This window comes from Streptomyces sp. NPDC043685, assembly GCF_056436585.1.
Genome location: NZ_JBWKCH010000011.1, coordinates 1 through 21193, shown reverse-complemented (window position 1 = coordinate 21193; position 21193 = coordinate 1). Strand labels below are relative to the sequence as shown.

Annotated in this window: 21 protein-coding genes; 12 read left to right on the top strand and 9 right to left on the bottom strand. The window is 70.6% G+C overall.

Going from position 1 to position 21193, the window contains the following annotated elements; translation table 11 throughout:
- Positions 1-19 precede the first annotated feature (19 nt).
- The 4 genes from AC0665_RS31240 (at position 20) to AC0665_RS31225 (ending at position 4990) form a co-directional block, all read left to right on the top strand.
- Entirely contained in the window at positions 20-1036 is a 1017-nt protein-coding gene (locus AC0665_RS31240; protein ID WP_478706288.1) for a zinc-dependent alcohol dehydrogenase, read from the top strand.
- Positions 1037-1041: 5 nt separating this feature from the next.
- Positions 1042-1905 carry a universal stress protein gene (locus AC0665_RS31235; RefSeq protein WP_478706418.1) on the top strand — a complete coding sequence of 288 codons (864 nt, stop codon included), beginning with the start codon at positions 1042-1044 and terminating at the stop codon, positions 1903-1905.
- A gap of 511 nt (positions 1906-2416) precedes the next feature.
- Positions 2417-3430 (top strand): 2-hydroxyacid dehydrogenase, encoded by a 1014-nt coding sequence (locus tag AC0665_RS31230; RefSeq protein WP_478706287.1) that lies wholly within the window; start codon positions 2417-2419, stop codon positions 3428-3430.
- Between the two features lie 354 nt (positions 3431-3784).
- Positions 3785-4990: a globin domain-containing protein gene (locus AC0665_RS31225; RefSeq protein WP_478706286.1), complete on the top strand. Its 1206-nt coding sequence runs from the start codon at positions 3785-3787 to the stop codon at positions 4988-4990.
- 158 nt (positions 4991-5148) lie between these two features.
- Here the strand turns inward: AC0665_RS31225 and AC0665_RS31220 are convergent, their stop codons facing one another.
- Entirely contained in the window at positions 5149-5574 is a 426-nt protein-coding gene (locus AC0665_RS31220) for a hypothetical protein (RefSeq protein ID WP_468414618.1), read from the bottom strand.
- Between the two features lie 170 nt (positions 5575-5744).
- On the opposite strand from AC0665_RS31220, the gene AC0665_RS31215 reads away from it, so the two are divergent.
- From AC0665_RS31215 to AC0665_RS31200, 4 genes are all read left to right on the top strand, one after another.
- Entirely contained in the window at positions 5745-6923 is a 1179-nt protein-coding gene (locus tag AC0665_RS31215) for a sensor histidine kinase (protein WP_478608862.1), read from the top strand.
- 8 nt (positions 6924-6931) lie between these two features.
- Positions 6932-7615, top strand: coding sequence for a response regulator (locus AC0665_RS31210; RefSeq protein ID WP_478706417.1), 684 nt, complete (start codon positions 6932-6934; stop codon positions 7613-7615).
- A gap of 252 nt (positions 7616-7867) precedes the next feature.
- Positions 7868-8140 (top strand): hypothetical protein, encoded by a 273-nt coding sequence (locus tag AC0665_RS31205; protein WP_478706285.1) that lies wholly within the window; start codon positions 7868-7870, stop codon positions 8138-8140.
- A 4-nt stretch (positions 8141-8144) separates the two neighbouring features.
- Positions 8145-10310, top strand: a complete 2166-nt coding sequence (locus tag AC0665_RS31200; RefSeq protein WP_478706284.1) for an MMPL family transporter — start codon at positions 8145-8147, stop codon at positions 10308-10310.
- Between the two features lie 137 nt (positions 10311-10447).
- Here AC0665_RS31200 and AC0665_RS31195 read toward each other — a convergent pair whose 3' ends face one another.
- Complete coding sequence (locus AC0665_RS31195) at positions 10448-10813, bottom strand: STAS domain-containing protein (RefSeq protein WP_468414610.1); 366 nt, start codon at positions 10811-10813, stop codon at positions 10448-10450.
- Between the two features lie 368 nt (positions 10814-11181).
- On the opposite strand from AC0665_RS31195, the gene uppS reads away from it, so the two are divergent.
- Together uppS and AC0665_RS31185 are read left to right on the top strand one after the other, a co-directional pair.
- On the top strand, positions 11182-11949 hold the full coding sequence (uppS, locus tag AC0665_RS31190; protein ID WP_468414636.1) for a polyprenyl diphosphate synthase: 768 nt from the start codon (positions 11182-11184) through the stop codon (positions 11947-11949).
- Positions 11871-13451 carry an oxygenase MpaB family protein gene (locus tag AC0665_RS31185; RefSeq protein WP_478608867.1) on the top strand — a complete coding sequence of 527 codons (1581 nt, stop codon included), beginning with the start codon at positions 11871-11873 and terminating at the stop codon, positions 13449-13451. Before uppS ends, AC0665_RS31185 begins: the two co-directional genes overlap by 79 nt.
- Before the next feature lie 235 nt (positions 13452-13686).
- Here AC0665_RS31185 and AC0665_RS31180 read toward each other — a convergent pair whose 3' ends face one another.
- The 5 genes from AC0665_RS31180 to AC0665_RS31160 form a co-directional block, all read right to left on the bottom strand.
- Complete coding sequence (locus AC0665_RS31180) at positions 13687-13842, bottom strand: DUF6131 family protein (protein ID WP_468414606.1); 156 nt, start codon at positions 13840-13842, stop codon at positions 13687-13689.
- Between the two features lie 212 nt (positions 13843-14054).
- Positions 14055-14603 carry a phosphatase PAP2 family protein gene (locus tag AC0665_RS31175; protein ID WP_468639045.1) on the bottom strand — a complete coding sequence of 183 codons (549 nt, stop codon included), beginning with the start codon at positions 14601-14603 and terminating at the stop codon, positions 14055-14057.
- Positions 14604-14935: 332 nt separating this feature from the next.
- Positions 14936-15646: a hypothetical protein gene (locus AC0665_RS31170; protein ID WP_478608869.1), complete on the bottom strand. Its 711-nt coding sequence runs from the start codon at positions 15644-15646 to the stop codon at positions 14936-14938.
- Positions 15647-16110: 464 nt separating this feature from the next.
- Positions 16111-16434: an STAS domain-containing protein gene (locus AC0665_RS31165; protein WP_478608871.1), complete on the bottom strand. Its 324-nt coding sequence runs from the start codon at positions 16432-16434 to the stop codon at positions 16111-16113.
- A gap of 638 nt (positions 16435-17072) precedes the next feature.
- Complete coding sequence (locus AC0665_RS31160) at positions 17073-17243, bottom strand: DUF5670 family protein (RefSeq protein WP_364824752.1); 171 nt, start codon at positions 17241-17243, stop codon at positions 17073-17075.
- A gap of 788 nt (positions 17244-18031) precedes the next feature.
- On the opposite strand from AC0665_RS31160, the gene AC0665_RS31155 reads away from it, so the two are divergent.
- Positions 18032-19030 (top strand): YdcF family protein, encoded by a 999-nt coding sequence (locus tag AC0665_RS31155; RefSeq protein WP_478706283.1) that lies wholly within the window; start codon positions 18032-18034, stop codon positions 19028-19030.
- 156 nt (positions 19031-19186) lie between these two features.
- Here AC0665_RS31155 and AC0665_RS31150 read toward each other — a convergent pair whose 3' ends face one another.
- Together AC0665_RS31150 and AC0665_RS31145 are read right to left on the bottom strand one after the other, a co-directional pair.
- Positions 19187-19888 carry a GntR family transcriptional regulator gene (locus AC0665_RS31150; RefSeq protein ID WP_468414596.1) on the bottom strand — a complete coding sequence of 234 codons (702 nt, stop codon included), beginning with the start codon at positions 19886-19888 and terminating at the stop codon, positions 19187-19189.
- A 106-nt stretch (positions 19889-19994) separates the two neighbouring features.
- Positions 19995-20675: a haloacid dehalogenase type II gene (locus tag AC0665_RS31145; protein WP_468414594.1), complete on the bottom strand. Its 681-nt coding sequence runs from the start codon at positions 20673-20675 to the stop codon at positions 19995-19997.
- Between the two features lie 360 nt (positions 20676-21035).
- Between AC0665_RS31145 and AC0665_RS31140 the strand changes: the two genes are divergently transcribed.
- Positions 21036-21193, top strand: a 158-nt coding sequence (locus AC0665_RS31140; protein WP_478706416.1) for an FAD-dependent oxidoreductase, incomplete at its 3' end; no start/stop codon positions are given.

Genomic DNA, 21193 nt, shown 5'->3' with positions numbered 1-21193 from the left:
ACACGTGAGGAGCATGAGCATGAAGGCAGCTGTCGTCACCGAGTTCGGCGCACCCCTGGTCGTCGAGGAGCGCCCCGATCCTGAACCCGGCCCCGGGCAGGTCCGGATCCGGGTCGAGGCGTCCGGACTATGCCACACCGACATCCACGCCGCGCACGGCGACTGGCCCGTGAAGCCCACTCTGCCGTTCGTGCCCGGGCACGAGGGGGTCGGTCTCGTCGAAAAGCTCGGCGACGGCGTGACCCACCTGGCGGTCGGGCAGCGCGTGGCCGTGCCCTGGCTCGGCAGCGCCTGCGGACGGTGCGAGCACTGCCTGTCCGGCTGGGAGACGCTGTGCGAGAGCCAGGTCAACACCGGCTACGGCTGCGACGGTGGCTACGCCGAGAAGATGCTCGCCCGCGCCGACTTCGCCCAGCCCGTGCCGGACGGTGTCAGCGCCCTCGACGCCGCTCCGCTGACCTGCGCCGGCGTCACCACGTACAAGGCGCTCAAGGTGGCAGGCGTCGGGCCCGCCCAGTTGGTGGCCGTCTCGGGCGTGGGCGGACTCGGCCACCTCGCGGTGCAGTACGCGAAGATCGCCGGAGCGCGGGTCGCCGCCATCGACGTCACCGAGGACAAGCTCCGGCTCGCCCGCGAACTGGGGGCCGACATCGTCATCGACGCCCGGACCCAGGACGTCGGCGCGGAGCTGAAGCGGCACGGCGGCGCCCACATCGCTCTCGCCGTGAACCCGGCCGCCTTCGAAGCGGTCAACTCCGGCCTCCGGCGCGGTGGGAAGCTCGTCATGGTGGCCCTGCCGGCCGACGGCACCATCCGGCTCCCGATCTTCGACACCGTACTCAACGCAACCTCGGTGATCGGTTCCATCGTCGGCACCCGGCAGGATCTCACCGAGGTCTTCCAGCTCCACGCGGCGGGCCGCACGCGGGTCATCAGCGAGACCCGGCCGCTCGCGGCGGTCAACGAATGCATCGACGAGGTACTGCGCGGCCAGGTCAAGGCCCGGATCGTCTTCGACCTCGGAACCGGAGCATGAGGACGATGAACCTGCCCCTGGTCGTCGGTGTCGACGGCTCGGAACCGAGTCTGCGAGCCCTCGACTGGGCCGCCGACGAGGCCGGCTTGCACGGGGTGCCCCTCCGGGTGGTCTACGCCTGCCTGTGGGAGAGGTACGAGGGGACCGCACTCGCGCCCGACCTCGCCGGACCGTCCGGGCACGCGGCCGCCGAGGACATCGTCGGCGTCGCCATGAGCCGTGCCCGGCACCGCCGTGCGGACCTGTCCGTGACGACCGCCGTCGTGCCGGAGGAGCCGGAATACGTCCTCGCACGGGAGAGCCGCAACGCCTCACTCGTCGTCGTGGGCACCCGCGGGCGCGGTGGACTCGCCGACGCGCTGCTGGGTTCCGTCAGCCTGACGGTCGCCACACACGCCCACTGCCCGGTCGTCGTGGTGCGCGGCGACCACCACGACCGGCCCAGGGGCGGACACGCCGACCACATCGTCGTCGGCGTGTCCGACGCTCCCATGAGGGCGGTGCGCGTCGCCTGTGAGGAGGCACGGCGTCGCAAGGCCGTACTGGAGGCCGTGCGGACCTGGCGTCGCCCTTCCCACGAAACAGTCGGTCACCCGCTGCTCACCGGCTCGTCCGAGCTCCCGTACGAGGAACGGGCAGCCAAGGAACTGGACGCCGCCCTCGCCGACGCCCCGCCGGACGTGACCCTGCACCGGCGCACCGCCGAGGGGCACGCCCGGCACGTGCTGCTCGCGGCCTCGCAGAAAGCCGGTCTGCTGGTCATCGGCCGACGCCGCCCCGGGCAGTACGGGCCCCGCCTCGGACGGGTCGCCCACACCGTCCTGCACCACTCCGGTTGCCCGGTGATGGTCGTGCCCGACGGGGCGTGAGAGCGAGCGCCGGCACCAGCACGCCCACACAGTCGCCCAGGCGTCCCGACACGGGCACCATGGCTCAGGCGTCCCGGCGGGCCGCCCCCGGGGTGGAGTCGACCGCCCGGCCCCCCGCGGTGGGGACGTTCGGCCCCGCTCACCGGGTCATGCAGCCCACCTGGCCGACGGATCGCCCAGCATGTCGACCAACCCCTTCGCCGACCACCACGTCGTCTACGCCGTCGTCCTGATCGCCCTCGCGGCCGCAGGCACCGGCGCCACATAGGACTGGGCCGGGCATGGGCACGGCTGCCCTTCGTCAGCCGAAACCGCTGGTTGCTCTGATCAGCGGCCGCAGCCGACCGGGGTACCGCCGCTCACCCGAGGCGTACTCCGGTTCCGCTCGCCGGGTGAGGGACATCCACCGCATCCCGCCGCGTCCCCGCGACCCACGTGGGTCACCGCGGCCGACCCAGCAGGCGGAGGCCTAGGGTGGACCGATCGTCGTTCCCCCTCGGGAGGAGAGCACGTGGAGATCGTCGCTTACGGCGTCCTGGCGGACGAGGAGGTCCTGCTGCGGCAGGCCTTCGACAAGAAGTTCGCCGGCCGCCACGAACTGCGGTGCCTGAGGATGTTCCTGGACCGGGACACCGCGCCCACCGCCGCGGGCCACGAGGTGGTGCTCAGCAGCGTCAACGACACCCTCGACGCCCAGGTACTGCGGGCTCTCGCGGACGGCGGCACCCGGATGATCGCCCAACGGTCCACCGGCTACAACAACATCGACCTGCCCACCGCCGAGACGCTCGGGCTGACCGTTGCCCGCGTCTCGTTCTACTCGCCCTACTCCGTCGCCGAGTTCGCGTGGACACTCGCCCTCGCGGTCAACCGGAGGATCGTCCGGGCGGCCCACCGCACCCGCGAGTTCGACTTCCGGCTCGACGGCCTGATGGGCCGTGACTTCCGGGGCCGCACGGCCGGAGTGGTGGGGACCGGCAAGATCGGCGCGGCTTTCGCCCGCATCGCGCACGGCTTCGGCATGCGGCTGCTGGGCTGGGACATCGCGGAGAATCCCGCATGCACGGCGCTCGGTATGCGGTACGTCCCGCGCGAGGAGCTGTTCGCCGAGTCCGACCTGGTCAGCCTGCACGTGCCGCTGCTCCCGGACACCCACCACCTGGTGGACGCCGAAGCCCTGGCCCTGATGAAGGACGACGCGATCCTGGTCAACTCCAGCCGTGGAGGACTGGTCGACACGGACGCCCTGCTGGCCACGCTTCGCGCGGGGCGGTTCAGCGGTGTCGGCCTGGACGTCTACGAGGAGGAGGCCGGTGTGTTCTTCCTCGACAAGTCCCTGGAGGTGATGACCGACGAACGGCTCGCCCGGTTGATGACCTTCTCCAACGTCCTGGTCACATCGCACCAGGCGTACTTCACCCGCGACGCGGTCGGCCAGATCGCCGAGACCACGGTGTCCAACGTGGACGAGTTCTTCGCGGGCCGCACCGGTGACAACACCCTCGTCCGCCCACCCCGGACCTGAGGCGCCGCCCGGCACGGGCCGGGCCCGCGGCCCCCCGCGGCAGCCAGGAGACGCCCTGCCTCTCGCTGTCCGCCGCTCGGCATCACGCCCCCCGAGCGCGACGCCATCGCACCACAGCAGCGCCCTCCGTGCCGAGCGCGATCGGGCCACCTACCCGGACGGCCGGACACCCGATAGGGCCGGTCGGCCCGGATCACCGCCCACCGCAGGACCCAACCGGCCTGACCTGCTGAGTCCTTGGTCCTCGATCCGGCCGACGGTACCCGTCCGGGAACCGGCCCGCTGATAGACCGGACGAGAGCCCGAGACGCGCGAGCCGAGAGGCCGCACACGCCCGCATCCCTGAGGAGCCCGATGCTTACGCCCGAGTCCGCCGCTGTCGTACGCGCCACCCTGCCCGCCGTGGGCGGTGCCCTCGACGAGATCACCGCCCGCTTCTACCGGACGATGTTCAGCGAGCACCCCGAGCTGCTGGACGGCATGTTCAACCGCGGCAACCAGGCCAGCGGCGACCAGCGCAGGGCACTGGCCGGGTCCATAGCCGGCTTCGCCCGGGCACTGCTCTCCGCCCCCGACGCACGCCCTGACGCCCTGTTGTCCCGGATCGCCCACAAGCACGCGGCGCTCGGCGTCACCGAGGACCAGTACACGGTCGTCCACAAGTACCTCTTCCGCGCGATCGGTGACGTCCTCGGCGATGCGGTCACCCCGGAGGTCGCCGCGGCCTGGGACGAGGTGTACTGGCTGATGGCCGGCGCCCTCATCGCCCGGGAGGCACGGCTCTACCAGGAGGCGGAGGTCGACCCACGGCGGCCCTGGCGGCAGTGGACCGTCGTGGAGCGGCGGGAGGAGACGAACGATGTCGTGTCGTTCCTGCTGCGGCCGTCCGACGGCGAGCCCGTGCCGCCCGCCCGCGCCGGACAGTACGTCAGCGTCCGGGTCCGCATGCCCGACGGCGTCCACCAGATCCGTCAGTACAGCCTGTCGAACGCGCCCGGCGAACAGACACGGCGTATCACCGTCAAGCGAGTGCAGGCCGTGGCCGAGGCCCCGGAGGGCGAGGTGTCCGACCACCTGCACGGCAGCGTCCGTACGGGCGACAAACTCACCCTCTCCGCCCCCTTCGGCGATGTCGTGCTCGACGACACCGACACCCCGCTGGTGCTCATCTCGGCGGGCATCGGCTGCACGCCCATGACCGGCATGCTGGCACACGTCGCGGCCACCGGCGCCACCCGACCGCTGCGGGTGCTCCACGCCGACCGCTCCCCGGCCGACCACGCCCTGCGCGCGGAAACCCATCGGCTTCTCGGCCAACTGCCGGAGGCCCGGGCCCGGTTCTGGTACGAGAGGGACGCCGCCGACGAACCCGGCGCCCGCACCGGCCTGATGGACCTGGCCGCACCGGACCTGCCGGAGAACGCCGATGTCTACCTGTGCGGCCCCGTGCCCTTCATGCGGGCGGTACGCTCCCAGCTCCTCCGGGCCGGCATCCCCGCCCGGCACATCCGGTACGAGGTCTTCGGCCCCGACCTGTGGCTGGCCCACGCGGAAGACTGAGGCCGTCACGGCCTCCGTCTGCGTGGCCGTCAACGGCTGGCGTTCTCCCCTTGCAGCAGGCGGCGAAAGTCGGTGGGTGTCACACCTTTGCGTTGCCGGAAGAAGACGTGGAACGCGGCCGCGTGAGTGTGACGCCTGTCCAGTCCAGGGGCACGCGCTCAGCGGCGGATGACACGCACCCTGCGCAGCCCCATCGCGCAGGCTCCGCAGAAGGCGCCCCAGGCGGCGTTGACGAGGAAGAGCGGGACGATCGCCAGGGGCTGGGCGAGGGGGCCCTGGAGTTCTCCCGTCAGGAGTGGGGAGAGGACGGCGCTCAGGACCAGGGCGGCCAGTGCGTACGCCACGCCGGTGACCACGAGGGTCAGCAGCGGGTCGCGTACGCGGCTGAGACCGACCGCGAGGATCCAGGTCAGCGTGATGGCCAGGGTGAGGAGCACTGGGGTCAGGGGTTTCCCCAGAGCGTCGCTCCAGCCGGCGATGGAGAACAAGGGCCGGACGAGGGCGACGGCGGTCAGGGCGGCTACCAGCGGCCGGTTCACGCCGCGCAGGCGCTCGACGAGCGGGGGAGAGGCTTCTGTGTTCACGGTCCCAGCGTCGGGGGAGGGCAACCGCCCGGGCGTCGGTCTGCGGCGGACACCTGCCGTACCCCACGGGTTGTGGCTCCGGCGCGGTCGCGTACCACGGTGGTTGCGAACCCGCGCGATTCCGCCACGCGAGGGAGGGCGCCGGGGCCGCGGCCGCTTACGCTGGCGGCATGCCCCTCGGTGCTGTCTCACGTCTCCGGCCGCGCCCGCCGCACGGCCGAGCGGCGGATGCCGCCCTGGCCTGCGGGGTCTTCGTGCCGGTGGCGGTGGGCAGTCTGAGGTCGCTCATCGGTGCGCGGGAGGAGTCCTGGCCGGCGACCGCCGCCGGCTGGACTCTGATCGTCGCCGCCTGCGCGGCGCTGCACCTGTGCCGCCGCCGCCCCGTGGCCGTCGCCGCGTTCGTGCTGGCCGCCACGGCCGCCTACTACCTCGTCAGCGTCTACGACGGTCCCCTCATGGTCGCGTTCGTCGTCGCGCTCTACGTGGTCGCCGCCCAGGGCCACCTCCAGGCCGCCATCGCTCTGGCGGCGCTGACCGTGATCGCGACCGGCATCGGCACACTCGCGGGAAACCACGACGTCAACGGCGTCGCCGTGTTCATGCTGACGGGATGGCTGGTCGGAGTGGTCGCACTCGGCTGGGTGCGGCACAACCGCCTGGCCCTCGCCCGGGAGAGCGAGGAGCGCGCCGCGACCGAGGAGCGGCTGCGTATCGCACGTGAACTGCACGATGTCGTCGGCCATCACCTCTCCCTCATCAACGTCCAGTCCGCCGCCGCCCTGCGCCGTCTGAGCAAGAACCCGGCCAAGGGCACACAGAGCGCGCAGGACGCGCTGGGAGCGATCAAGGACACCAGCCGGGACGCCCTGCGGGAGCTCCGGGCGACCCTCGGGGTGCTGAGGCAGGTCGACGAGCGGGCGCCCGTCACGCCGACGGCCGGACTGGCTCGTCTCGACGAGCTGGTGGCCTCCGCACGGCTCGCCGGACTCGACGTCCGTGTGCGATTCAGCGGCGAGCGGGAGCAGTTGCCCACCGAGGTGGACCTGGCCGCCTACCGCATCGTTCAGGAGTCGCTCACCAACGTGAGCCGCCACGCCCACGCGACCGTCGTCACCGTCGGCATCCATCGCGAGGCGCGGCAGGTCACGGTCGAGGTCACCGACAACGGGCGGGGACCGGCGGTCGCCAACGGCGGTACACCGGGCAACGGCATCCGCGGGATGCGCGAGCGGGCCCACGCGCTGGGCGGCGAACTGACCGCAGGACCCGGGCCGCACGGCGGATTCACCGTACGGGGCCGGATCCCCTGCACGAACTCCTCGATGAACGGAGCGCGTTCCCCTTCATGAGCCAGACCGTGATCAAGATCCTTCTGGCGGACGACCAGCGCCTGGTGCGTGCCGGGTTCCGTTCGATCCTCGAGGACGAGGACGACTTCGAGGTGGTCGGTGAGGCGGGCGACGGCGAGCAGGCCGTGACCTCCTGCCGCACGCTGCGCCCCGATGTGGTGCTCATGGACATCCGCATGCCGGGCGTCGACGGTCTTCAGGCGACCCGGCAGATCGCCGGTGACCCTCGCCTCACCGACGTCAAGGTGGTCATCCTGACCACCTTCGACCTGGACGACTACGTGTACGGCGCGCTGCGCGCAGGTGCCACCGGCTTCCTGGTCAAGGACACCGAGCCGGAGGAACTGGTGCACGCCGTGCGGGTGGCAGCGCGTGGCGACGCGCTGATCAGCCCCTCCGTCACACGCCGGCTGATCGCGGAGTTCGCCGTACGGGTCGAGGCACCTGAGCCCGGCCCGCGCCTCAAGGCCCTCACGGACCGCGAGCGTGAGGTCATGGAGCTGGTCGCCGCCGGCCTGACCAACGACGAGATCGCCGCCCGCCTCGTCCTCAGCCCCGCGACGGCCAAGACCCACGTCAGCCGCATCATGACCAAAGTGGGCGCCCGTGACCGCTCCCAACTGGTGGTCCTGGCGTACGAGTCCGGCATGGTCCGCCCAGGCTGGCTGAACGGTCGGTCCCCACGGGCATAGCGGGTGGGCTACCACGGGCATAGCGGGCGGGCCGCCAGGGGTATGGCGGGCCGGCCCCCACTGGCGTAGCCGCCACGCGTGGGCCGGCCGCCACCGGCTGAGCCGGTCGGCCACCGCTGTAGAGCCGAAACGCCGCGACCGGGCAACCCACCAGCGGCGTAGTCCGGGCGCCGAGACCGCAACCGGCGGGGTAGACAGGTGTCCGCCGCAGGCCGATGCGCCGTCGCCCGCCGCAGCCGGACCCTGCGAGACATGGATACACGCTCCCCTGCCCACCCGCCTTCGGCCAAGGCCCCGGCCGCCCTCGTGGGCCTCCTCGCCGGCGGCGCCACCGGCTTCCTGCTGACCGAGACCGTGGGCGCCTTCTCCGCCTTCGTACTCGACCGCGCCCTCGACGTGGCCGGCACCGGCGGCCTGCTGCTGGCCGCCTTCGTCGCCGTACCGTCGATCTGCGCCGTGCTCGGTGCGGTCATCGCCGTCCGCCGCGCCGAGCAGAACCGCCGCTCGCACCACCGAGGCCGGTGAACCCATGTCACCAGCGCGCGACATGATCGCGATCACCGGTCCCACCACCGACCGGGCAGGTGTCTTCGGACGTCTGGCCCTGTGGTCCCAGCGCCACCGCTGGAGCGCTCTGCTCCTGTGGATCCTCGCCGTCGCGGTCATCGCCGTCGGCGCCCGGAGCGCGGGCAGCGCCTACCGCAACGACTTCACCCTGCCCGGCACCGACTCCCAGGCCGCCGCCGACCTGCTGAAGCGGCACGGCTCCGCGCAGGCGGGCGGCAGTGTCCAGATCGTCTTCCAGGACACCGACGGCCTGAGCGGTGATCGCCCGGCCATCGGGCGGACCCTCGACCGGGTGCGTGACCTGCCCGGCGTCGCCGACGTCCGCAGCCCCTACGCGGACGCCTCCGCCGTCTCCGAGGACGGCACCATCGGCTACGCCACCGTCGTCCTGGCCGGTAAGGCGGAGGACGTCCCCGAAGAGGACGTCGCGCGGATCATCGACACCGCCAAGTCGGCCGCTCGGGACGGACTGCGGGTTGAGCTCGGCGGGGACGCGGTGCGCGGCGCCGAGGAGGAGAGCGGCGGGGGCGCCGAAGGCGCGGGCATGCTCGCCGCCCTGGTCATCCTCGTACTGCTCTTCGGATCGGTGGTGGCCGCCGCGCTGCCGCTGGTCACCGCGCTCTTCGCGGTCGGCGGCGCGATCGGCCTGATCATGCTGGCCTCCCACGTCTTCACCGTCGCCGACTTCACTCCGCCGATCATGATGCTCGTCGGCCTCGGTGTCGGCGTCGACTACGCGCTGCTGATTTTCTACCGCTACCGGCACGAACTCATCCGGGGCGCGGACCGGCAGACCGCCACCCAGACCGCCCTGGATGCCGCGGGCCGTACGGTTTTCTTCGCCGGGTGCACCGTCATCATCGCCCTGCTCGGCCTGGTCGCCCTGGGCCTCGGCTCCCTCCAGGGGGTGGCCGTCGCCGTCGCGCTGACCGTCCTGGTCACCATGGCCACCTCGCTGACCCTGCTGCCCGCCCTCCTCGCGCTCGTCGGCGACCGCATCCAGCGACACGTACGCAAACGCTCCGCCAAGGCCCAAGCCAAGGGCAGGGAGGAGGGTGGGCGCTGGCGACGGCTGGCCTCCACCGTGCAGAAGCGCCCCCTGCCCGCCCTGCTGACCGCCGTCGTGGCCCTCCTGGCCCTGTCCGCCCCGGCTCTCGGCATGCGCCTCGGCTTCGCCGACGCGGGCAACGACCCAGCCTCGTCCACCAGCCGAAGGGCCTACGACCTGCTGGCCGAGGGCTTCGGAGCCGGCTTCAACGGTCCGCTGCTCGCGGTCAGCCGGGGTGACGCCGACGCCGCCGAGCAACTGCGGACCACCCTGACCGCTACCGAGGGCATCGCCGCCGCCACACCACCGCTGCCTTCTACGGACGGCACCGTGTTCACCGTCATCGCGTTCCCCACGACCTCACCACAGGACGCGAGCACCGCCGCCCTCGTCCACACCCTGCGCGACGATGTCCTGCCCCGGCTCGCCGAACGCACCGGCGCCGACTACCTGGTCGGCGGGCCCACCGCGGCCGCCCAGGACTTCGCCGACTCCGTCTCGGCCCGGATACCGCTCTTCGTCGCCATCGTCGTCGGTCTGTCCGCGCTGCTGCTCCTGCTGGTCTTCCGTTCCGTCCTGATCCCCCTGAAGGCCGCCCTGCTCAACCTCCTGTCGATCGCCGCCGCGCTCGGCGTGATCACCCTGGTCTTCCAGCACGGCTGGTTCGGGGTACAGCCGGGACCCGTCGAGGCGTTCATCCCTGTGATGATCTTCGCGATCGTCTTCGGGCTCTCCATGGACTACGAGGTGTTCCTCATCTCCCGCATCCATGAGGAATGGGAGCGGACGCGCGACCACTCGCTCGCGGTCCGTGAGGGCCTGGCAGCCACGGGCAAGGTCATCACGGCCGCGGCGGCCATCATGATCGTGGTCTTCGCCGCCTTCGTCCTCAGCCCCGATCGCATGCTCCAGCAGTTCGGTCTCGGCCTCGCGGTCGCCGTCTTCCTCGACGCCGTGGTGATCCGCTGCCTGATCGTCCCGGCCGTGATGCAACTCTTCGGCCCCCGCGCCTGGTGGCTGCCCGCCCCACTGGCCCGACACCTGCCGAGGGTGGCACTGGAACGGCCGACCAACGAGTGACCATCGGAGAGAGGGGGATGATGACTTCCCACGCACAGCGGCCTCTGCCTGCTACGGGCCATGAGGATGCGGTGGCGCGGCTGGAGGCATAGTCACCCGGCCGAGGCGGCCCCGCACCCCCCCCCGCAGGCGGCGGCTCAGGCGGTCAGGGCCTGCTCGGCGGTGGGGTGGCATGTGATGACGGTGTCGAGGCCGACCAGTTGCAGGACGCGGAGGACGGAATGCCGAGCCCCGGCGATACGCACCCACCCGCCGGCGCCGCTCACCTGCCGGTAGGCGGCGACGAAGACGTTGATGCCGCTGGAGTCCATGAAGGTCACACCGCTGAGATCGGCCACGATCCGCGCCGGCACCACCTCGTCCTGGCCCAGCAGGGCTGTGCGCAGCTGGTCCTGGACATCGTGGTCGATCTCGCCGCGCAGGGCCACGACACGGGCCTCGCCGACCACGCGGTGTTCCGCGGTGAGCCCGCGCGGCTGGTGAGCTTGGGAGGTGTGGGCCACGGTTGCCTCGCCAACGATCCAGGCCTGCCCTCGTAGGGCCTCGTACGCAGGTGATTCTGCCCGACCGAGCCCCCGGGATGCACCCACATCACTGCGCACAGCCTCTCGCGCCCGGTCTGGGGAGGCGTCGGCGGTGCCGATGATGACGCCAGATCTGCTCTGCCGCACACCACCGGGCGTTCTGATCGGCTAGGACACCAGTACCAAAGGTGAATCCGGACGGATGCGTAGGCCCCGGGAGCCTGGCGCTGCCAGTCTGCTGGTGAAGAGCGCAGGCGGCGCGGCGCCGGGGGAGGCGCGCGGTGGCGTGCCTGCCCTGGGGGCATGGAGGACCGGGCATGACGGTGCGGCAGTCCACGGACGACACGATGCCCTCCGCCTCGGCTGCTCGCCCGGAACCCACCGTGGCGGGTCCACGGGGGGTGCCGCGGCATGTGGCCTGTGTGATGGACGGCAATGGCAGGTGGGCACAGCAGCGGTCGTTGCCGCGCACGTACGGGCACCGCGCGGCGGAGACGACGGTGATCGACGTCATCGAGGCGGCGCGTTCGGCCGGGGTGGGCTGGCTGAGTCTGTTCGCGTTCTCCACCGAGAACTGGCGCCGCCCGGACACCGAGGTCGCCTTCCTGATGCACCTGGTGCGGCGGGTGGTGCGCAAGCACGCGCCGCTGCTGCACGCCCGGGGTATCCGCTGCCGTTTTCTCGGCATGACCGATCCCCGCATCCCGCCGGAGCTGGGCCGGGACATCGACGACCTGATGACGCTGACCGCACAGAACCGCGGCATGACGTTGACGGTCGCCTTCGACCACGGCGGCCGACGGGACATCGTCGAGTCCGCGCGGTCGCTGATCCGCAGCGGTGTACCGGCCGAGACGGTGACCGAGGAGATGTTCGCCGCTCACCTGCCCATGGCCGACACCCCGGATGTGGACCTGGTCATCCGTACCTCCGGCGAACAGCGCATCTCCAACTTCATGCTCTGGCAGGTCGCCTACGCCGAATGGCTCTTCCCGCCGGTGCTGTGGCCCGACTTCCGCGCACCGGACTTCCTCCGATGCCTGCACACCTACCGGCAACGCGAGCGCCGCTTCGGCGCCGTACCGACGGACGAGAACGGACATCCCGGATCGTGACTACTGCCGACAACCGACAGACCGAGACCGACGACGCCGCCTTCACTCCCCGCGGCGACGGGGACGGTGGCGCTCCCGACGAAGCGTTGTTCGGTCCCGGCTCCGAATTCCACGCGCTCATCAACGATCCGCGCTGGGCGCTGGCCATGGTCCGGGCGACCGTACTGGAGGCCGCACACCCCCAGATCGGCGCCGCTCTGCTGGACAACTCCACGTTCGTCGCCCACCCCTGGCGGCGGCTGAAGAACACCTTCCTCAGCATGCAGCGCATGTTCGGCGCCGACGAGCAGGTGCGCCGACGGGAGGCCGCACGGCTCAACCGCCTGCACGCCCGCTTGCGCGGCACCGGCGCCGGCAACCGCCCCTACGACGCGATGGACCCCGCCGTGCGCGCCTGGGTGGTGGGCACCATGTTCGAAAGCACCGTCACCATGTGCCGGCTCAGCGGACAGCCTCTGGAACAGAAGACGATGGAGCGGCTGTACGTCGAGTTCCGGGCCTACCTGGCCGCCATGGGAGGAGAGGCCGGTCATCTGCCGTCCACCCTCGCCGAGTTCTGGCCCTACTTCGACCGGGTGGTCGAGGAGGAGCTGGAGAACACGGAGGCGATGCGGATCATCCTGTTCAAGCTCTTCGACCACCTGCCGGCGCCGCCGGTGCTCAGCGGGTTTCCCGCACTGTGGGCCACCGGCCGGGCCCTGGCCGGTCCGGCCATCGGAGCGATCACCGTGGCCTCACTGCCCGAACCGTTCCGCCGCAAGGCCGGCCTGCCCGAAATCGCAGGAGCGCAGACTCTGATGCAGGGCGCCTACCTCGCCGCCGGCCTGGCCCGCTTCCTGCCCGACGGCTGGATCCAGGCCGCCGGCATCGTCGACCTGCTCGCAACGTCCCCGCACAGCGACGACCCCCGCGCCCGCACGATCACCGCCCTGGGCGAGCAGATGAAACGCGCCGGCGCCCTCCTGAGGCTCCTCACCCCCCTCCCCACGCAGCCGGAACCCGAGCACACGGGGGATGCGCCGACCCAGTACAGCGCGCAGGAGTTCTTCACCGAGGTCCTCGACCAGACCGGGGACGGCTACCTGGACTGGCCCGACCTCGCCGCGATGGCCCGCGAACTGGCCGGCCGTCTCGACCTCGACGAACCCGAGGAGACCAGGCTCTACAACGCCTACGCCGACTGGTGGCGCGAACTCCAGTCGGCCCTCGATACGGATGGCGACGGACGCGTCAGCGCCCGTGAGTACGCCGCCGCGATCCCTTCTCTGGCCGGCCCCGCACTGATCAGGGTCGCCGAGGTCCTGTTCGACGTGACCGACAAGGACGGCAACCAGAGCATCGACGCCGACGAATACCGGGCCCTGTTCCAGACAGCCTTCCACCGCGACATCGCCACCAGTGGAGGCACGTACGAACGCAGCGCGTTCGTCGGCGAGTTCCTGTCCTTCATGTCCGGACGCCGGCGCACCACCCCCTTCGACCCGTTGCTGGCCCAGGCCTGATCAGGGCGTTGGTGGTCAGCAAGCTGATCACCAACGGCCGCAAGTACGCCCCCGGCCCGGCGTTACTGGATCTGCGGATCCTGGTGACCGGGTCGGAAACGGGAAACGCATCACCGCACGTCGACCCTTGCCGACGACCCCGGCGGAGCCGTCAACGGCCGAGTCCGCTACAGGGAGCGGTCGGTCGGATGCGGCGTTCGGCGATTGGGTGATGTGAGGGGCCGCCCCAGGGCGGTCACCAGTAGTGTCGGCGACCGGCGAACGCGTGTCCCATGGAGCCCATGATCCACAGAATCGCGCCGATGACCGCGAGGACGATGCCGATCGTCCACAGGATGGATATGCCGGTGACGAAGCCGACGACCAGCAAGATGATGCCGAGGATGAGCATGGCGGCCTCCGGTGCTCATGCGGTGGTACTGCCTCCACTGTGAACCCACGGTGCCACGCCGGGCAAGAGCTCGGCATCCTGGACCTGCGGTGGTGGCCGGGACGTGGTGCAGCGGGGAGCGGTGGTCATCGGCTCAGCGAAAGATTCGTGCTGCTGAAGGACGTGACGGCCGGCAAGGCCGCCCAGGCAGGCGGCCTTGCCGACTAGGGCGGTCAGTGCCAGCGCCGCATGATCAGGTGCGGGGCGTGCCGGATGAGCCACGCGCTGAGCAGACCGATGGAGGCGCCGGCGGCGACGTCGCTGGCGTAGTGGGCGCCGGACTGCACCCGTTCGACGGCGACCATGACGGCCGGTACCGCACACGTGATGCCCGCGGCGGGCCAGGTGGGTGCGACGGCGGTCGTGAAGGCTATAGCGGCTGCGGTGTGGCCGGAGGGGAAGGACGAGGAGTCGGGACGGTCATCGACCTCGTCGTGCGGAAACCATTCCTTCGGCGGCCTGGGCCGGTCGGACAGCTGCTTTCCCACGCCGTTGGACACCAACTGCGCCAGCGCCAGCGCCGCTACACCCTGGACAGCCGCCTTCCGGCCACGCCACCCGCCGACGGCAGCCATCACCGCGGCCGCGCCCAACCACAGCTTCGAGCTCTCCGCCGCCTCCTCGATCACTGACAGCACGTGGCCGACGGGAGCGGGAATACGCGTGCCCGCCTGCTGTGTGACGGCCGCGTCGGCCTCGTACATCGTTGTCCGCATGCTCATGATCTGCACATGTCCCCGGGGACGGCAGATCACACCCAAGAGCATCGCTTTGGGCGAGAGCCAGGTGAGCACAGGCCGGTGATCACCAGGCCCGGCTGGTGACGCCTACCGCAGAGCGGGCGGTCTTCGACGTCCCACTTACGGATGTCAGGCGGTTCGACGTACGGCTCGTCCCTCGGGCGGGCGGATGCCGGCGCCGTCGCGCTGGCGGGTCTCGCGGCTGTGCCGTCAAGGTGCGCGGCCGACCGAGCATGAGGAGGGTCCTCATGCTCAGGCTTCCCCGTGGGGACGGCGGTCGCGAACGGCGGGGTCGGACTGCTTCTGAAGCCGGTCTATCCGTGCAGCCAGACCCGTAGTGGACCGACCGGTTCGAAGCCGTGGCGGACGGCAGCCGCTAGGGCGTCACCGTGTTCGTAGCCCACCACTGGCAGAGTGGGGAACAGCCGATGCACCGCGTCCAGGACGACCGGCCAAGCCGCGTCAGGGCCGCCGTCCGGTGCGAAGACATTGGAGATTCCGACCACATGGTCGCTGCGGCTCGCCACCGCCCCGGCGACCACCAGGCCGCTGGCGGACCGTCCGGCGAGCACGAAGGTTGCGGGGTCGTCGAGCAGTTCAGGCCGGAAGAGGCTTGCGTTGCCGTCCCCGCCGTCCCAGGCCAGCGCCCATGCATGCAGTGTGTCCGGGTCGCCCGCCACGTCCCAGGCAAGAGCCGGCGCGACAACGGACGTGCTCGCCGGGCGGTGGATCCACTGCGCCTCGAACAGGACCTCGAAGCCAGCCTCGCTCAGGTCGAGGTCAGCAAAGCTGTCCTTGACGGAGGCGCCCGGCGTGGTGGTGTCGATCCGCGCCACCAGCGCGGCGGGGTCGGCTCCCGGCACGAGTGTCACCGCGTCGGGGTAGTACAGCGGCGTGCGGGCCGGGGCGGTCCAAGCCTGCAGGCCGAACTCGCTCTCCAGACCGTGCGACCGGCTCATCACTGCGCACCACTCGGCGTTGTTGCGGGCGGCGGCCCGAACCTTGAGCTGCTTCGACGTCGTCACGCATGTGGATCATGCCCTGTCCCAGGCCGGTGGTCGAACCCTTTTCCGTACCCGGCAGGAGGGTTGTCTCACCCGAAGGCCCGTCGGCAGGTTCCAGGCGAATCATGTGTACAGACCGCGGACAAGGGGCCCCCGCGTTGAGGGCATGACCTGCCGGACGTTTGTGCCGACGACGACCCTGTCCCTGCTGACGCGGCCCAGGGCCAATGGGCCGGGGTGGCGGCTCGTCGGCAACGGCCGCGGCGAGGGCCGCGACCACGACGGCCCCAACCCTGGTCGGCGGGCCGCTGGATGGCCTGCCGCTGGACATCTACGGGTGGCGGTCCGAGGACGTCGGTGACGGTGTCGCCCTGTCCACCGAACTGCCGCGGTGCCCTGCCTCAAACCCGGCGCCGCGAGCAGTTCGCCATCACATCTCCGGGGCCCGGCGCCTATGGATGCCGCTCCCACGGGGCTGAGAGCGGTCAGGCGGCCTGCACTGCGTCGGGGGTCAGCAGAGCGTCGGTCTCGGTCAGGCGCAGCACGCTCGCAGGCTGGCTTTGCAGGCCGGTGACGAGAAGCCGGCCGCCCTCGGCCAGAAGGCGGCGGCGCAGTTTCAGTAGAAGGTTCAGGCCGACAGAGTCCATGAAGGACACTCCGGACATCTCCAGGTGCAAGGTCTTGCCGTCGAGAGGGATGACCAGCGTCGCTTCTTCGAGAGCGGGGCAGGAGTCGAGATCCATCTCCCCGGCCACGGTGACGACGGTGCGGTCGGAGTGCTGTCGCGTGGTGATGGTGAGGTCGTTCATGGTTCGCCCCTCGTTTCCGGGGGTCGAGCCCATCACACCCCCATATTGGGGGCATCAAGCGCGTGACGTGGGGGCACGCACAGTCGAGCAAGACAACCCGCACCACATCCCGACCACTCGACGCGGCCTTCAGGGGCGGCGCGGGGCCTCCTGCCAAACCAGGCTGGCTGTCCGTCCAACGTCGCACACGCCAGGCATCGGCCGCCAGCATGCGATGGCAAAAGATGCATCCCAGCACGTGTCGATGATGCCCAGCGGGCGGGACAACAGACGAAGCACGAGGAGCGGCAGGCACCACGGCGCGCGGAGGCGGCCCAGCTTGGGGGTGGCGTCGATCGGATGAGCGGGGTGGCCGCGGGAAGAAGGGCTTCAGGCTCGTGCGGGAACGGCACCGTGAAGTGGTTCAACTCTCAGAGCGGGCGCCCGACGATCGGGAGCGCAAAGTCAGGTACGGCTGTCCGGTCTGGACAGCCGCCTCACTCATTCTGCGACGCAATTCCCGCCCGAGCTCCTTGGCGCCCGTGAAGATGGCGTTCACACTGCCAGGAGCGCAATGGCCATTTCGCGCGGGGTATGCCGGTGGGCCCCGGACACTGTCCGGGGCCCACCGATGGCGCGTGTCGGTTCGTGCCGCTGGCCTACCAGCGATACCAACGGCCCTTACGGCCACCGCTGTCCGCGGTGCGGATGACGAAGCCCAGCAGCCAGACCACCAGCACGATCACCGCGATCCACCACAGGGCCTTGAGCGCGAAGCCCGCGCCGAAAAGGATGAGAGCCAGCAGCAGAACGAGAAGCAGGGGAACCATTGTTATCAACCTCCGCCGCTCCTTGTGCCCCCCGAACAGGGAGAACACACGGACGAATTCCCTGGTTTCTTCACCGCGCCTGTGGGAACCGGACTCAGTTCCTCCACGCACATCCACCACCCTCTGGCCGACGGCAACAGGGCAGGGGCTTCCTGCGAGGCCGGTTGAACGCTCCGGTGCGCCCGGCCCTCACGAGACGACATGCCCGCCCGGCGTCCACAGGCCGGTTTCCTTCCGAGGAATGGGCGAGACGCAGCCGCCCGGCACGCTCCGCCACCAAGTTTCCACCAGTTCGCAAACGGGTGATCCCAAGCGCCGGCATCGTCACTCCCGCGGCCGGCGGGAACAACCCCCGTGCAGTGGTTCGTCACCCCCTATCACCGCGTCCAAGCCGCCGACGTTCCCTCAGACTGGCCCGGCCCAGCCACGATCTGACGCACGTCTTCCACACCATCGGTCTCGATCAGACGTTAACGGCGCATACCACCGCCGACGACGCCCACGCGGCGATGCGCGGTTGATCAAGGCCCACACCGCATTCCCGCGGAGCGGGCGGGTACCGGCACTGTGCGCCGATTCGGGCCAGGCACCACCGGCACGACATGCGGGACCCGCCGAACGCACCACCGACCGCCCGCGTTCGGCGCACCACAGCGGGTCTGGGAGGATGGCCGGCGGTCGTCCGTACGGGGTCTACATATCGCACGCGTTCGGGAACCTGCGGGCGGCGAGAGGCGGACAGGTGCGGGCAGCGGCCCGGCGGGCGGGAGAGCGGAGCGGTACGGCACATGCGGGAGTACCCGGAATACCTGGCCGCGGTCGTGTTCGCCACGGGCGGCGTCGTCAACGCCCTGCTGGCACCGCACCGGTTCTCCACCGCCGTCCTGTTCTGCCTCGCGGTGACCTCTGCCGGACTCGGCGTGGCCGCTCGCAGTGCGGCCGCCCACCCGAACATCGCCACCGTCCTCGCCGTCGCCGCCCTGCTCCTTGCGCTCACGCTCGGTCTGCTGTTGCTGGCCGACGGCGTCCTGCTGGTCCGGCGCTACGGACCGCAGGCAGCCCTGCTGGCGACCGGGGCCGCAGGCTGCGCGGTGCTGACGGTGCTCGGCCTCGACGCGGTCTTCCACGCGGTCGGCGGCGAGGCGTTCGGTGCCCTCGTGGTCGCGGTGAACGCGGCCGCGGGATACCTCACTCTGCTCTTCCTGGTCTTCGCCGGCTACGTGTTCGTCCGGGGCCGCAGTACCCCCCTGCCGGAAACCACCCATGTCGTCGTCCTGGGCGCCGGGCTCGACGGCGACCGGCCCGGCCCGCTGCTGACCCGCAGGCTGGAGCGCGCGCTGGCGATCGACGCCGCCCGCGCACCGGAGACGCCTGGTGTGGTGTTCGTCGTCTCGGGCGGCCAGGGCGACGACGAGGTCCGCTCCGAGGCCGACGCGATGGCCGCCTACCTGCGCGGACGCGGAGTGCCCGCCGACCGGATCGTGCGGGAAGACCGCTCCGTCAACACCGGGCAGAACCTCCGCTTCAGCGCGGCCCTCGTGGACGGCACCACTCCCGACCACCGTGCCACGGTGGTCACCAGCGGCTTCCACGTCTACCGCACGACCCTGCTGGCCCGCCGCGTCGGCGTGCCCGTGCACGTCGTGGGCGCGCCGACCTCTCCCGCCTACTGGCTGGCCGCGACACTGCGCGAATTCGCCGCCATCCTGTGGCTGGACCGCTTCCTCCTGGTGGGACTCAGCCTGCTGCTGGCAGTGCCGGTGGCGACGGCGCTCTTCGAGCACTGAAACGCCGACCGCAGCCTTTCCCTCTGGAGCGTGCGCTGCGTCCCCCACCCTGCCGACGACGCCGCCTCTCCCGCAGCTTGCGGGAGAGGCGGCGTCGTCGGCAGGCTGCTTAGGGCAGGTTCGGCAAGCGCCTTGGCTCATCGAACATCCTGATGGTCAACAGCCCCTGGGCAGCGCCCCGGATCCAGTCGCTGCGCCCCCGTCGTTGCTGTCGGTCTGGCCTCGCAGCGCTGATTGGAAGTGCTGTGCCAGTTCCCGCTTGAACACCTCCGTGTCGCCCTCCAGCGCGACCTCGGCCAGCCTCGCGTGCTCGACAGCGATGTCGTGCAGGTCGCTGTAGGAGGGGTGATCGACCAGGAGATAGAGGCGCAGTTTGGTCTCCCAACCGTTCCAGAGGTTGCGCAGCGTCCCGTGTCCCGACAAGTCGTAGAACAGCCTGTGGAACTGAAGGTGCGCATCGACGCTGGCCGGGATGTCGTTCTTCTCGATCGCGCGGTTCAGCTCTTCGATCGTCTGCGTCAACTTGGGCTTCTCGGGCCCCCGGAGCGCTTCAATGGCGAGCTCCGCGGCATAAGGCTCGACGAGCAAGCGGATCGAGGCGATCTCAGCGATCTCCTGAGCGCTGACCTCGACGACGAACGCCCCCCGGAAGGGGACCTTCACGACCAAGCCCTCCTCCTCGAGCCTGGTCAGCGCCTCACGCAACGGGGAACGACTGATCCCGAGATCCGTCGCGATGTCCCTTTCACGCAGTTGTCCACCGGGAGGCACGGTCCCGTCGAGAATGGCTCCGCGCAGCACGCGGTACACACCCTCCGGAGTCGTCGTCCGCTCCAACCCTCCGAACTTGGGGTCCATCCCGGTCACCTCTCTGGTCGGTTGTCGACCACACAGGCTACAGCTCGTGCGCGGCGCACGGCGCCATCGGACGGGACCCCAAGCACGGTGGTGGAGGGCCGTCCGCTCAAGGGCGCGGCAGGCCCAGGAGGACCGGCAGGTCGGCGATGTCGGTGATCCGCTCGTACCCGAGCCACGGCTCGTCGGGCTCGAAGCCTCGGTCCATGTAGACCGTGTGCTTGATGCCGAGGGCGGCGGCCGACCGCAGGTCGTACTTGGGGCTGGCCGAGACGTGCACGATCTCGTCCGGTGCCGCTCCCAGCTTGTCCAGCGTGTACTCGAACGCGCGAAGCCGGGGCTTGTAGACACCCATCTGCTCGGCGGTGATCACGACCTCGAACGGCGCCTTGAGGTTCTCCACCAGCTGCGGCGCGAACGCGTCGTCGCTGTTGGTCACGATCACCAGGGGGTACTCCTCGGCCAGCCTCCTGAGCGCCTCGGTCACTCCCGGGTACGGCGTCCAGGTGGGGATCTCCTCGTACACCGCCTGGCCGTCGCCCTCCCGGTACTCCACGCCGAACCGTGCGCAGGTCCGCACCAGCGCGTCCGTGACGATCCGGTCGAACGGCTTGTACTCGCCCATGCACTCGTCGATCCGGTACATGTTGCCGGCCCGGGTGAAGTCGGCGACGAGCTCCTGCGGCAGCCGGTCTCCCAGCACCCGACGGATCGCGTCGCCGATGCGGAAGTGGATCAGGGTCCCGTTCATGTCGAACGAGATGAACTTGGGCTTGACGTCAAATGCCACGGGGTCCTCCAACGTTAGTTCGGCCTTCGAGCGTCAGCGACGCTTTGAGTGATGGATGGTCGATTGTCGACCACGAATGGATTCGACAGGCCCGGCCGCGAGGGCGGGGGTGCGATCGGGGTATCGCTCGGTCTCTTGTCGATTGTCGACCATATGTGTATGGTCGACAACTGTCAACGGGCCCTCGAACTTCCCCTCAGACCTTCTCCGCCCGGACATCACTGAGGTCGTGCTGCAAGTCGGGACCGGAGCGCGCGGTCTTCGGGCGGCGGTGAGCGAACTTCCTACGGCGGATCTTGAGAGGGCCCGACCCACGTGCGGTCAGAGCCGCTGACGGCACTGGCAGGAGAGAGCAGCGACATGAAGTTCACCCCCTACTGGCTCGACACCGCTCCTGAGGGACCGGACCGGTCCGGGACCGAGATCGGCGGGCGCGTCGGCGTGGCGGTCATCGGTGCAGGGCTGACCGGTCTGTCGGCGGCCCTGCATCTGGCACGCCAGGGTGCTGATGTGCATGT